The sequence below is a fragment of the Methylobacterium sp. J-078 genome (assembly GCF_022829285.1).
Taxonomy (GTDB): domain Bacteria; phylum Pseudomonadota; class Alphaproteobacteria; order Rhizobiales; family Beijerinckiaceae; genus Methylobacterium.
This window is the reverse complement of the sequence record NZ_JAKSYI010000120.1, coordinates 35,679-48,927: the sequence shown is the minus strand read 5'-3', so window position 1 is coordinate 48,927 and position 13,249 is coordinate 35,679. Positions and strand designations below refer to the sequence as shown.

The window sequence follows — 13,249 nt, the reverse complement described above, 5'->3', positions numbered from 1 at the left end:
GCCCCCGGACCGGACTGCAAGGTGTGGGCCGCGTGATCGGCTCACCCACGACGCGTGCCGGCAGCCGATCCGATCGATCGGCGGCCGTCGATCGCGTCGTCGATGTCACGACGCAGTCCGCCCGGCCCAGCTTTCGAGCGTGATCGCTCCCGGTTTCTCAGGCGAGGTTCATTTAATGGCCATCACCCGCGCTTCGACGGATTTCGAGGGAAACCAGGCCAACAACGGGAGCGGCGGTGCCTCCCTCTCGGGCGACGGCAACCTCGTCGCCTTCAGCAGCAACGCCACCAACCTCCGGGTTCCGAGCGGAGTCGTCGGCGTCGTCGTCAAGAACGCGGTGACAGGCGAGTTCGTGCTGGCTTCGAGCACAACCGACGGCCGGTCCTTAAGCGGAAACTCTTTTGCTCCATCGCTGGCCGCGGACGGCAGCGCCGTGGCCTTTGCGACCGACGGAAGCGAGATCGTTGACCAACCGAGCAATCTGCAGATCGCGGTCAAGAATCTGTCGAACGGCGACATCTCCGTTGTCACTGCGGCCGCCAACGGCACCCAGGGCAATGACGACAGCGGTGCCAATCCGTCGATTTCGGGCGACGGGCGCCTGGTCGGGTTCTCGAGCCTGGCTACGAACCTCGTCGGGGGCGACACGAACGCGACCATCGATATCTTCGTGAAGAACGTCGCGACCGGCGCGATCACACGCGCCTCGACCGCCGCCAATGGAACCCAGGGCAACGGCGCCAGCAACGTCCCGTCATTGGCCGGCAACGGGGGCAGCGTCGCCTTCCAGAGCGACGCCACCAACCTCGTGGCCGGCGACACCAACGGCACCACGGACATCTTCGTTAAAACGTTGGCCACCGGCGCCATCGTCAGGGCCTCGACCGCCGCCAACGGCACCCAGGCCAACGGCGCCAGTTTCAGCCCCTCGGTATCGCGCGACGGCAACCTCGTCGCCTTCGAAAGCACCGCCAGTAATCTCGTGGCGGGCGACACCAACGGCCGGAGCGACGTCTTCGTCAAGAACCTGACTTCGGGCGCCATCACCCGCGTCTCCACCGGCACCGACGGCACCGAAGGCAACGCGGAATCCGGAAACGCCCGGATCTCGGCCGACGGAACCAAGGTCACCTTCACGAGCCGCGCCGGCAACCTCGTGCCCGGCGACAGCAACATCGTCTCCGACGTCTTCGTGAAGGACCTGACCACGGGCACCCTGACCCGCGTCTCCGTCAACGCCTCCGGTACGCAGGGCAACGCGGCCAGTAGCTTCGGCGCGTTGTCGTCCGACGGCAGCCGCATCGCCTTCCAGAGCAACGCCACCAACCTCGTGCCCGGCGACACCAACAACGCCGGCGACGTGTTCGTCGCCGACACGGTCTGCTACGCCTCCGGCACCCGCATCCGGACCATCACCGGCGAGGTCGCGGTCGAGGCCCTGCGGGTGGGCGACTTCGTCGTGACCGGATCGGGCACCGCGCGCCCGATCCGCTGGATCGGCCACCGGACGCTCGACCTCCGCCACGATCCGCAGCCCGGCCTCGTCATGCCGGTGCGCATCGCCGCGCATGCGTTCGGGCCCGGACAGCCGGCCCGCGACCTCACCGTCTCGCCCGCCCACGCCCTCTGCGTCGCGGTCGACGGGGCCGAGGTGCTGATCCCGGCCATGCGCCTCGTCAACGGGACCACGCTCACCCGGGTCGCGGTCGAGAGCGTCACCTACTGGCACATCGAACTCCACAGCCACGACATCCTGCTCGCCGAGGGACTGCCGGCCGAGAGCTACCTGGATTGCGGCAACCGCAGCTTCTTCGCCAACGCCCCCGTCACCGAGCTGCGGGCGGTGCCGGACGTGCGCCCCGACGGGCCGTTGCCGTTCTGCCGGCCCTTCCACGAGGACGGCCCGGTGGTCGAGGCGGTGCGGGCGCGGCTCGAGGCGCGGGCGCGGGCGTCGGGCTGGCAACTCGATGCGGCGCCCGCCCTGGACCTGCATCTCGTCGCCGACGGCCGGGTGATCCCGGCCGCGCTGGACGGCCTGACCGCCCGCTTCGACCTGCCGGCGCCGGCGCGCGACGTGCGCCTCGTCTCGGGCAGCAGCGTCCCGGCCGAGGTGATCCGGGGTTCGGCCGACGACCGCCGCCTCGGTGTGATGATCCGCAGCCTCGTCCTCGACGACGGCGCGACGGGTGCCCGCAGCGTGGCGCTCGACGACCCGCGCCTGTCGTCGGGCTTCCACGCGCTGGAACGCGACGGCGCCGGTCTGTCCTGGCGCTGGACCGACGGCGCGGCGGTGCTGCCGGCGGCCTTGTGGGCGGGCTGCCGCGGCGCGCTCCGCCTGGAGGTGGCTCTGGGCGGCACCCCGCTGCCCCGCTGGGTCGCGCCTGCCCCGGATGCGGAGGCGAAGGGCGGGCTCCGGCACAGTGCCTGAGCCCCCTGCCACGCGAGTCATCGCGGCGGGTCTCGAGCGGCGGATTTCGATCAACAGGACGCCGCGTCGAGCGCCGCCTGGAACTCCGCTTCCGGCAGCAGGGACCCGCCGGTGGTCCAGACCACGTGCGTGCCGCTGCTGGCGTCGGGTCGGGCCGCGAGGCTCGGGGCCACGGCGGCGAAGGCCGCTGCCGCCGAGGGTTCGAGGCGCAGGGCGGCGCGGTCCCAGAGGTCGCGCACCCAGCGGAAGAGGGCGGCGTCCTCCACCGTGACCACCGCATCGATCAGGGCACCCACCGTGCCGGCGACCAGGAGCGAGGCCTGCGAGACCGCGAGCCCGTCGGCCGCCGTGCGGTTGTCGAGGCCGATGGCGTAGACGTCGACCGGGCGGTCCAGGCCGGCGGCGAGCTGCACCAGCATGCAGGGGGCCGCCACCGGCTCCACGAAGATGCAGCGCACGGCGTCGCCGTAGAGGAGCTTCAGGCCGAGCGTCACGCCGCCCGGCGCGCCGCCGACCCCGCAGGGCAGGTAGACGTGGAGCGGGTTCTGCGCGTCCACCGTGACGTTCGCGGCCCGCAGCTGGCGCTCGAGGTCGAAGGCCGCCGCCGCGTAGCCGAGGAACAGGTCGACGGAGCTCTCGTCGTCGACGAAATGCGCGTCGGCCCGTCCCGCGAAGGCGCCCCGCGCCGCCGTGACGGCGCTGCCGTAATCGCCCGCATGCTCGACCACGCGGGCGCCGAGATCGCGCAGGCGCCGCTTCTTCCAAGCCTTGGCGTCGTGGGACATGTGGACCTCGACCTGGATGCCGAGGGCGCGGGCCATCACCCCGACGCTGAACCCGAGATTGCCCGTGCTGCCCACCGCCACGGTATAGCCCGACAGGGCACGGGCGATCTCGGGGGTGGCGAGCCGCGCATAGGAATCGCCGAGGCTCAGCCAGCCGGCCCGCAGGGCGAGCGCCTCGGCATAGACCAGCACCTCGTAGACCCCGCCGCGTGCCTTGATGCAGCCCGTCACCGGCAAGTCGTGGTCGGCCTTCACCCACAGGGCCGCGTCGGCGCCGCCGCTGACATGGGCCGCAACCTCCGGCGCTAGCCGCAGCAGCGCGGAATCGATCCGTCCGCTCTCCAGGTCGGGGAACAGGGCCTTCAGCAGCGGGTCGAAGCGGCGCCAGCGCGCCTCCGCCGCCTGGACGTCGGGAAGGCCGTAGGCGAGCCCGGGCAGCACCTCGGCGGCCGGGCGGCAATGCGGATTGAGCCAGACCGTCGGCCGCCCCGCGCGCACCGCCTCCGGGATGCCTGAAAGCTGATCGGACATGGGCGGCGTCCCTTCTCGGATGGTGGATGCGGGCGCGCTCAGATGTCGAGGGGCGCGTCGTCGACGACCTCCTTCATCACGAAGAAGGTCCGGGTCTGGCGCACCCCCGGCAGGGCGATCAGCGTCGCGCTGTGAAGGCGGTTGAAATCCGCCATATCGGAGACGCGGATCTTGAGGAAGTAGTCGAAATCGCCGGCCACCAGATGGCAGTCGAGCACCATCGGCATGGCGCGCGCGGCGGCCTCGAAGGCCGCGAAGCTCTCGGGCGTCGAGCGGTCCAGCACCACGCCGACCATGACCAGAGAGCCGCGCCCGACCTTCTCGGGCGCCACCTGCGCCCGAACCCCGCGCACGTAGCCCTCGTCGAACAGGCGCTGGATGCGGCGATGGCAGGTGGCCGCGCTGGTGTTCACCCGCTTAGCGATCTCGGCATTGCCCATGCGCCCGTCCGCCTGGAGCAGGCGCAGAATCTTCAGGTCCATCCGGTCGAGACCTTCGGGCATGGAAGATCCTTTCGTTGAGTGGGCATCTCGCGAAATCCTGAGGCGCCTGACGGCGCCCGGCAAGCCGGAACGCAAAAATCGAGCCCCAACTTCGAGAGCACCTTTCGCGGGCTCTTTGCTAGCTTTTCCGGACTGACCACCGAGGACCCCTAGCCCATGCTGTCGAAATTCGAGCGCTATCCCCTCACCTTCGGCCCGACCCCGATCGAGCACCTGCCGCGCCTCACCGCGCATCTGGGCGGCGACGTGCTGATCTACGCCAAGCGCGAGGACTGCAATTCCGGCCTCGCCTACGGCGGCAACAAGCTGCGCAAGCTCGAATACATCGTGCCGGACGCCATCGCGAGCGGCGCCGACACCCTGGTGACCATCGGCGGCGTGCAGTCCAACCACACCCGCATGGTGGCGGCGGTGGCGGCCAAGATCGGCATGAAGTGCCGGCTGATCCAGGAGGCCTGGGTGCCGCACGAGGACGCCGTCTACGACCGCGTCGGCAACATCATGCTCTCGCGCATCATGGGCGCGGAGACGCAGCTCGTCGACGACGGCTTCGACATCGGCATCCGCGAGAGCTGGACGAAGGCCCTGGAGGACGTGAAGGCCAAGGGCGGCAAGCCCTACGCGATCCCCGCCGGCGCTTCGGTGCACAAGTTCGGGGGCCTCGGCTTCGTGGGCTTCGCGGAGGAAGTTCGCGCCCAGGAGGCCGAGATGGGCCTGCACTTCGACTACATCGTGGTCTGCACCGTCACGGGCTCCTCCCATGCGGGCATGGTGGTGGGCTTTGCCGCCGACGGGCGCGCCCGCAACGTCATCGGCATCGACGCCTCCTGCACCCCGGCGCAGACCAAGGCGCAGGTGCTGGAGATCGCCCGGAACACCGCCGAACTGATCGGCGCCCCGGCGATCACGGCCGACGACATCGTGCTCAACGAGGACTACGCCTACCCGGTCTACGGCGTGCCCTCGAAGGAGACCGTCGAGGCCATCCGCCTCTCGGCCCGCCTGGAGGGCATGATCACCGACCCCGTCTACGAGGGGAAGTCGATGCAGGGCATGATCGACCTCGTGCAGAAGGGGTTCTTCCCCAAGGGCTCGCGGGTGCTCTACGCCCATCTCGGCGGCGCTCCGGCGCTCAACGGCTACAGCTACACCTTCCGGAACGGCTGAGCTGTGTTAGAGGCCGCCGGGCTCGATCGGCGGCAGGGCCGCCACCAGCTGCCGCAGGAAGGCCTGGACGGCGTGCGGCAACCGGCGGTCGCGCATGACCTGGACCTGGATGCCGCGCATCAGGCTCGCCCGCGAGCGCACCGGGATGCAGACGAGTTCGCCGAGCCGCACCGGCGTCTGCACCGTGAGGGCCGACATCAGCGCCAGCCCCTTCGTCCGCCGGACGAAGGGCAGCAGCGCGGAGAAGATGTTGGCGGTCAGCGTCGGCTCGATGACGATGCCCTCCGCGAGGCAGGCCGCGTCGAAGACCCGCCGGGCGGTGGTGTCGAGGGTCGGCACCGCGATCGGGTAGGCCTGGAGGTCGCTGAGCTGGATCGAGGGCCGGCGCGCCAGGGGATGATCGGGGGCGCTGAGCGCCACCATCTCCACCGCGTTGTCGTACGCGACCGCGACGAGGCTCGATGGGGCGAGCGCGAAGGTGATGCCGATATCGGCATCGCCCGCCGCCACCACGTGCGTGACCTGGGCGGGAGGCAGCATCTGCACCTCGAAGCGGATACCCGGATGGGCGGCGTGGAACTCCGCGATCGCGTTCGGCAGAAGATCCAGGGCGAACCCCTCCGAGGTGGCGATGCGGATGAAGCCGCGCGCAAGCCCCTGCAATTCCTGGATTTCGGCCGCGACCTGCTCGGCCCGGATCAGGGTCTGGTGCGCGTGCGCGGCCAGAAGCTCGCCCGCCGGGCTCGGCACCATGCCGCGCGGACGCCGCTCGAACAGAACGCAGTCGAGTTCGGCCTCGAGATTGGCGATCTGCCGGCTGATTGCCGAGGCGGCGACGTTCAGTTGCGCCGAGGCCGAGGTGATCGACCCAGTTCGTGCAACCGACAAGAAGTAACGCAATCCTGAGTGGTTCATGACGACTGACCTTTGCCGTTTAGGCACGGCAGCAATCGCGAAATTCTACTTGTTGCGATGCAAAATGCACAACACCATGGCAAGACGAAAAAAGCGGCAGTTCGATGCGCCCGGCGGTTCGCCGGGGCGTGAACGGGCGAGAAGGATCGGAATGATGGCGAGACAGAGCTCAGTCGCGCGCGGAGCGCTCACCCTGCTGATGCTGGCGACCAGCGTCCCGGCACTCGCAGGCAAGGCCAACGACACCCTGGTCTACGCCTCCGACACCGAGCCGGAAAACGTCAGCCCGTATCACAACAGTGCCCGCGAGGGGGTTATCCTCGCCCGCAACGTCTGGGACACCCTGCTCTACCGGGACCCGAAGACCGGCGCGTACCAGCCGATGCTGGCCACCGCCTGGAAATGGGTCGACCCCGTCACCCTCGACCTGACCCTGCGCGAGGGCGTGACCTTCCACAACGGCGACCCGTTCGGGCCCGAGGACGTCGCCTTCACCTTCAATTACGTGCTGACGCCGGAAGCCCGCACGGTGACGAAGCAGAACGTCGACTGGATGAAGTCGGCGGAGGTGGTGGATGCCCGTACGGTCCGTATCCACCTGAAGACGGCCTTCCCGGCGGCGCTCGAATACCTCGCCGGTCCGACCCCGATCTTTCCCGCCGCCTACTTCAAACGCGTCGGCCTCGACGGCTTCGCCAAGGCGCCCGTGGGGACCGGCCCCTACCGCATCACCGCGGTGGAGAACGGGCGCGGCGTGAAGATGGAGCGCTTCGCCAAGTACTGGCCCGGCAGTCCGATCGGTTCCCCGAAGATCGGCAAGCTCGAATTCCGTGTCATCCCCGACGCCGACAGCCGGATGGCCGAACTCGTCACCGGCGGCATCGACTGGATCTGGCGCGTGCCGAGCGACCAGGCCGACCAGCTGAAGGCTGCGCCGAACGTCGCGGTGCTCAGCGCCGAGACCATGCGGGTCGGCTTCCTGCAGTTTGACACCCTGGGGCGGGCCGCCGCCAACTCGCCCTTGAAGGACGTGCGCGTCCGCCAGGCGATCTCCTACGCCATCGACCGCAAGGCCATGGTCGATAACCTCGTGCGCGGCGGCAGCCGGGTGATGAACGCGGCCTGCTTCATCGACCAATTCGGCTGCACCGACGAGGGCGTGCCGCGCTACGGTTACGATCCGGCCAAAGCCAAGGCGCTCCTCAAGGAGGCGGGCTATCCGGATGGGTTCGAGATCGATCTCGGCGCCTATCGCGAGCGCGACTACGCGGAGGCGGTGATCGGCTACCTGCGCGCGGTCGGCATCAAGGCGCGCCTGAACTACCTGCGCTATGCGGCCCTGCGCGACCTGATCCGCGGCGGCAAGGTCTCGATCGCCTTCCAGACCTGGGGCTCGTTCTCGGTGCTCGACGTCTCGGCCTTCACAGGCGTGTACTTCAAGGGCGGCGACGAGGATTTGACCAAGGACCCGGAGACCATCGCGGCCCTCCAGGCCGGCGACGGCGCCACCGATCCGGCGCTGCGCAAGGCGAAGTATTCGGAAGCCCTCAAGCGCATCGCGGGTCAAGCCTACGCGCTGCCGATGTTCTCGTACTCGACGAACTACGCCTTCACCACGGACCTCGCCTTCACGGCGCAGCCCGACGAACTGCCGCGCTTCTACGCGGCGTCGTGGAAGTGACGGTCGATGGTGTGCGGTGTCGCTACCCGTCGGTTGGAGTCATGGCGCGGGTCCCCTCTCCTGAAAGGAGAGGGACAGGGTGAGGTGCGTGACCTCTCCGGAGATGGACCACACCTCTCCCCAACCCTCTCCTTTCAGGAGAGGGAGCCCTGCGCGACCAGCACAGCCGTGTCGATTCATCAGGATTCGGACGAGACAACGCTGCAACCGAACGAAGGAACCCGGCCATGCTCAGGTTCATGATCCAACGAAGTCTGGTCGCCCTGGCGGTCGCCGTGACGGTGTCGGTGGCGAGCTTCATGCTGCTGCACCTCTCCGGTGATCTCGCCACCGCCATCGCGGGGCCGGAAGCGACCTCCGTGCAGGTGGAGGCGATCCGGACCCAGTACGGGCTCGACCAGCCCCTCCTGGCGCAGTTCTTCGCCTGGGCCGCCCGGGCGATCCGGCTCGACTTCGGAAACTCGTTCTACTTCCGCGAGAGCGTGATCGACCTGCTCGCAGCGCGCATGCCCATCACCCTGTTCCTCGGATTGGTGGCCCTGGCCGTGGCACTCTTCGTGGCGATCCCCCTCGGGGTGCTCGCCGCCGTCAAGCGCGACACCTGGATCGACCGGGTCGCCCTCTCGGTCTCGGTGCTGGGGCAGGCCATGCCGAGCTTCTGGTTCGGCCTGACCCTGATCATGATCTTCTCGGTGAACCTGCGCTGGCTGCCGGTCTCGGGCAACACGACCTGGAAGCACTTCGTGCTGCCGGCGATCGCGCTCGGCTACTACGCCATGCCGGCGGTGATGCGGCTCACCCGCAACGGCATGCTCGAAGTCCTCGCGTCGGATTACGTCCGCACCGCCCGCGCGAAAGGTCTCCCACCGCGCAAGATCCTGATCCGGCATGCTTTGCGCAACGCCGTCATCCCGGTGATCGCGCTCGCCGCCGTGCAGTTCGGCTTCATGCTCGGCGGCTCCATCGTGATCGAGGCGGTGTTCTCGCTCCAGGGCCTCGGCCAACTCGCCTGGGAATCCATCGCCCGCAACGACTTCCCCGTGGTGCAGGCGATCGTGCTGGTGCTGGCGATGATCTACATCGCCCTGACGCTGGCCGCCGATCTGCTCAACGCCTTCCTCGATCCCCGGCTGCGCCAATGACCCTCCAGCCCTCCGCTTCCCCGATCTCCGCCGGCTTGCCCGAGACGCCGACGACCCTCCCGGTCGACACCGCGGCGCCGCTCCCCGCCGCCCGCTCGCCCACCGCCCTGGCGCTGCGGCGCGGCCTCCACCACGGCGGCTTCCTCATCGGCGCCGGTCTCCTCGGAGCCATCGTGCTCTGTGCGCTGGCCGCCCCGCTGATCGCCCCGCACGATCCCTACGCGCAGGACGTCTCCCGGCGCCTGATCCCGCCGATCTGGCAGGCCAAGGGCAACTGGGACCACGTGCTCGGCACCGACAAGCTCGGGCGCGATTATCTCAGCCGCCTGATCTACGGCAGCCAGATCTCGCTGCTCATCGGGATCGCGGCGGCCGCCATCTCGGGCGTCATCGGCACCACGCTCGGCATCTGCGCCGGCTATTTCGGCGGCCGGGTCGACGCGGTGGTGAGCTACGTCGTCACCACGCGGCTGGCCATGCCCGTCGTCCTGGTGGCGCTCGCCATGGCGTCCCTCGTCGGCGGCTCGCTGAAGGTGGTGGTGCTGGTGCTGGGTTTCCTGCTCTGGGACCGCTTCGCCGTGGTCACCCGCGCGGCGGCCCGGCAGATCCGCGACCAGGACTTCATCGCGGCAGCCCGCGCCACCGGGTTTTCCCCGGCCCGCATCCTGTTCCAGGAGGTTCTGCCCAACATCCTCAACGCGCTGATCGTGGTGGCGACCCTGGAGATGGCGCACGCCATTCTGCTCGAAGCCGCCCTGTCCTTCCTCGGCCTCGGGGTGCAGCCGCCCCTGCCCTCCTGGGGCCTGATGATCGCCGAGGGCAAGCCGTACATGTTCTTCCAGCCCTGGGTCATCACCATCCCGGGCGTCGCCCTCCTGGTCCTCGTCCTGGCGATCAACCTGCTGGGCGACGGCATCCGCGACGTCACCGCCCCCGAGGGGCGGCGCTAAGCGCCGCTCCGTATCCGACCCCACCCCATCCCGAGTGCAGCCATGTCCCGACACGATGCGATCGCGCGCGCCGCGCGCCACTACGACGAGGGCGGTTTCCTCAAGGTCCTGCAGGATGCCGTCGCCCGTCCCACCGAGAGCCAGACCTCGGGGCAGTTGCCGAAGCTGCGCGCCTATCTCGCCGACTTTCTCGTGCCCCTGATCGCGCCGCTGGGCTTTGCCAGCCGCATCCTCGACAACCCGGACGGCACGCACGGGCCCTTCCTCGTCGCCGAACGGATCGAGGGGGCCGACCTGCCGACGGTCCTGATCTACGGCCACGGCGACACCGTGCGGGGCTACCCCGAGCAATGGCGCGAAGGCCTCGCCCCCTGGTCGATCACCATCGAGGGCGAGCGCTGGTACGGGCGCGGCACAGCCGACAACAAGGGCCAGCACATCCTCAACCTCGGGGCGCTGGCGGCGGTGATGGAGGCGCGCGACGGGCGCCTCGGCTTCAACACCAAGCTGCTGATCGAGATGGGCGAGGAAGCCGGCTCGCCGGGCCTGCGTGACCTCTGCCGGGCGGAAGCCCGGGCCCTGAAGGCCGACGTGCTCATCGCGTCGGACGGCCCGCGCGTCAGCGCCGAGCGGCCGACGATCTTCCTCGGCTCACGGGGCGGCTACACCTTCGAGATGCTGCTGGATCTCCGCGAAGGCGCCCACCATTCCGGCAATTGGGGCGGCCTGCTGCGCAACCCCGGCACGGTTCTGGCCAACGCCATCGCCTCCCTCGTCGACGGGCGCGGCACCATCCTGCTCGACGCCCTGCGCCCGCCCGCGATCCCCGACAACGTCCGCGCGGCGCTGGCCGACATCGCCGTCGGCACCGATCCGACCGCGCCGGCGATCGACGCGGACTGGGGCGAGCCCGGCCTGACCGCCGCCGAGCGGGTCTTCGCCTGGAACACTCTCGAAGTGCTGGCCTTCAAGACCGGCGACCCGGACGGCCCCCTCAACGCGGTGCCGCCCACCGCCAAGGCGACGCTCCAGTTGCGCTTCGTCGTCGGCACCGACTGGGAGGCGATCCTGCCGGCCCTGCGGGCCCATCTCGACGCGCACGGCTATCCGATGGTCGAGGTCCGCGCCGCCCGCACCGAAGTCTTCCGCGCGACCCGGCTCCCCGTGGAGGACCCTTGGGTCGACTGGGCGCTGGCGTCGATCGCCGAGAGCACCGGCAAGCGTCCGGCCCTGCTGCCGAATCTCGGCGGCTCGCTGCCCAACGACGCCTTCTCGGAGATCCTCGGCCTGCCCACCCTGTGGGTGCCCCATTCCTACCCGGCCTGCCTCCAGCACGGCCCCGACGAGCACCTCCTCGGCCCGCCCTCGCGCGAGGCCCTGATGCTGATGGCGGGCCTGTACTGGGACCTTGCCGAGACCGGGCCGGCGGTGCTGGCCCGGCGCGAAGCCCTCAAGGGAGCCTGAGCATGAGCGAGCCCGTCGTCCGCATCCGGAACCTCACCCTGGCGCTGCCGAAGGGCTCGGACCGGCCCCACGCCGTCGAGGACCTCTCCCTCGATCTGATGCCGGGCAAGATCCTCTGCGTCGTCGGCGAATCGGGTTCGGGCAAGTCGATGAGCGCCTACGCGCTCACCGGCCTGCTGCCCCGGGCCCTCAAGCCCGTCGGCGGCGAGATCCTGTTCGGGGGCCAGGACCTCCTCACCCTGGACGAGCGCGGCTGGCGCAACCTTCGCGGGCGCCGCATCGCCATGGTGTTCCAGGAGCCGATGACGGCCCTGAACCCGGTCATGCGCATCGGCGACCAGATCGCCGAGATGTTCGAGGCGCACGGGTTGCTCACGCCCGCCGAGCGGAAGGCCCGCGCCATTGCGCTCGCCACCGAGGTCGGCCTGCCCGACCCAGGTCAGATCGTGCGCGCCTATCCGCACCAGCTCTCCGGCGGCCAGCGCCAGCGCGCGATGATCGCGATGGCGCTCGCCCTCGAACCCTCGATCCTCGTCGCCGACGAGCCGACCACGGCGCTGGACGTCACCACCCAGGCGCAGATCCTCAAGCTGATCCGCGACCTACAGCGGCGGCGCGGCATGAGCGTCCTGTTCATCACCCACGATTTCGGCGTGGTGGCCGACATCGCCGACCATGTCGCCGTGCTCCAGCGCGGCCGGCTGGTGGAGCAGGGCAGCGCCGAGGCGGTGCTGAAGGACCCGCAGCACCCCTACACCAAGGCCCTGCTCGCGGCGGTGCCGAGCCTGGTGCCGCCGGGGCGCGCTTCCCGCGAGGCCGCGCCCCTCGCCCTCTCGGCCATCGGCCTGACCAAGACCTACACCAGCCGTGCCGGCCTGTTCGGCAAGCCGCGCGTGGTCGCGGCGGTCAAGGAGGTGGCTTTCGACGTCCGGCGCGGCGAAACCCTCGGCCTCGTCGGCGAATCCGGCTCCGGCAAATCCACCACCGCCCGCCTGGCGATCCGGCTGATCGAACCCGACCGGGGGACAGTGCGCCTCGGCAGCCTCGACTACACGGCTCTCGGGCCACGCGCCCTGCGCGATGAGCGCAAGCGCATCCAGATGATCTTCCAGGACCCGTTCGCGTCCCTCAACCCGCGCCGCACCGTCGAGCAGATCATCACCGCCGGTCCGATCGCGCACGGTACGCCGCGCCACGAGGCCCGCGCCCGGGCCCGCGAACTCCTCGACCTCGTGGGTCTCTCCCCGAGCGCCGCCGAGCGCTACCCCAACGCCTTCTCGGGCGGCCAGCGCCAGCGCATCGGCATCGCCCGGGCGCTGGCCATGGAGCCCGACGTGCTGGTGGCCGACGAGGCGGTCTCGGCCCTCGACGTCTCGGTCCAGGCGCAGGTGCTCGACCTCCTGGAAGACCTGAAGCAGCGCCTGAACCTCGCGATGCTGTTCATCACCCACGACCTGCGCGTCGCCGCCAAGATCTGCGACCGCATCGCCGTGATGCATCGCGGCAGCATCGTCGAGATGCGTCCGACCGCCGAACTGTTCCGCGCACCCGAGCACGCCTACACGCGCGATCTTCTGGGCGCGGTGCCGGGATTGCTGGCCGGGCGGGCCTGACACTTAGGACAGGTTGACAGGTCGGCGCTTCCTTTCCGGGTCAGGGCGCGACATGGTCCGTCCCCAAGGC

At 69.9% G+C, this 13,249-nt stretch carries 10 protein-coding genes; 7 read left to right on the top strand and 3 right to left on the bottom strand.

Annotated elements, in window-relative coordinates:
- The first annotated feature begins 175 nt into the window (after nucleotides 1–175).
- Nucleotides 176–2,428 carry a Hint domain-containing protein gene (locus tag MKK58_RS20775; protein WP_243914420.1) on the top strand — a complete coding sequence of 751 codons (2,253 nt, stop codon included), beginning with the start codon at nucleotides 176–178 and terminating at the stop codon, nucleotides 2,426–2,428.
- A gap of 50 nt (nucleotides 2,429–2,478) precedes the next feature.
- Here the strand turns inward: MKK58_RS20775 and MKK58_RS20770 are convergent, their stop codons facing one another.
- Nucleotides 2,479–3,744 carry a D-serine ammonia-lyase gene (locus tag MKK58_RS20770; protein ID WP_243914418.1) on the bottom strand — a complete coding sequence of 422 codons (1,266 nt, stop codon included), beginning with the start codon at nucleotides 3,742–3,744 and terminating at the stop codon, nucleotides 2,479–2,481.
- Nucleotides 3,745–3,782: 38 nt separating this feature from the next.
- Entirely contained in the window at nucleotides 3,783–4,247 is a 465-nt protein-coding gene (locus MKK58_RS20765) for an Lrp/AsnC family transcriptional regulator (RefSeq protein ID WP_243914417.1), read from the bottom strand.
- A gap of 156 nt (nucleotides 4,248–4,403) precedes the next feature.
- Between MKK58_RS20765 and MKK58_RS20760 the strand changes: the two genes are divergently transcribed.
- Complete coding sequence (locus MKK58_RS20760; protein WP_243914416.1) at nucleotides 4,404–5,414, top strand: 1-aminocyclopropane-1-carboxylate deaminase; 1,011 nt, start codon at nucleotides 4,404–4,406, stop codon at nucleotides 5,412–5,414.
- A 6-nt stretch (nucleotides 5,415–5,420) separates the two neighbouring features.
- Here MKK58_RS20760 and MKK58_RS20755 read toward each other — a convergent pair whose 3' ends face one another.
- Nucleotides 5,421–6,329, bottom strand: a complete 909-nt coding sequence (locus tag MKK58_RS20755) for a LysR family transcriptional regulator (RefSeq protein WP_243914415.1) — start codon at nucleotides 6,327–6,329, stop codon at nucleotides 5,421–5,423.
- A 154-nt stretch (nucleotides 6,330–6,483) separates the two neighbouring features.
- Between MKK58_RS20755 and MKK58_RS20750 the strand changes: the two genes are divergently transcribed.
- From MKK58_RS20750 to MKK58_RS20730, 5 genes are all read left to right on the top strand, one after another.
- Nucleotides 6,484–8,010: an ABC transporter substrate-binding protein gene (locus MKK58_RS20750; protein ID WP_409565281.1), complete on the top strand. Its 1,527-nt coding sequence runs from the start codon at nucleotides 6,484–6,486 to the stop codon at nucleotides 8,008–8,010.
- A gap of 227 nt (nucleotides 8,011–8,237) precedes the next feature.
- Nucleotides 8,238–9,152, top strand: a complete 915-nt coding sequence (locus MKK58_RS20745; protein WP_243914414.1) for an ABC transporter permease — start codon at nucleotides 8,238–8,240, stop codon at nucleotides 9,150–9,152.
- Nucleotides 9,149–10,102, top strand: a complete 954-nt coding sequence (locus MKK58_RS20740; RefSeq protein WP_243914413.1) for an ABC transporter permease — start codon at nucleotides 9,149–9,151, stop codon at nucleotides 10,100–10,102. The genes MKK58_RS20745 and MKK58_RS20740 overlap by 4 nt, the downstream gene beginning before the upstream one ends.
- A 42-nt stretch (nucleotides 10,103–10,144) precedes the next feature.
- Nucleotides 10,145–11,566 (top strand): M20 family metallopeptidase, encoded by a 1,422-nt coding sequence (locus tag MKK58_RS20735; RefSeq protein WP_243914411.1) that lies wholly within the window; start codon nucleotides 10,145–10,147, stop codon nucleotides 11,564–11,566.
- A 2-nt stretch (nucleotides 11,567–11,568) separates the two neighbouring features.
- Nucleotides 11,569–13,179: an ABC transporter ATP-binding protein gene (locus MKK58_RS20730; protein ID WP_243914409.1), complete on the top strand. Its 1,611-nt coding sequence runs from the start codon at nucleotides 11,569–11,571 to the stop codon at nucleotides 13,177–13,179.
- Nucleotides 13,180–13,249: the final 70 nt, after the last annotated feature.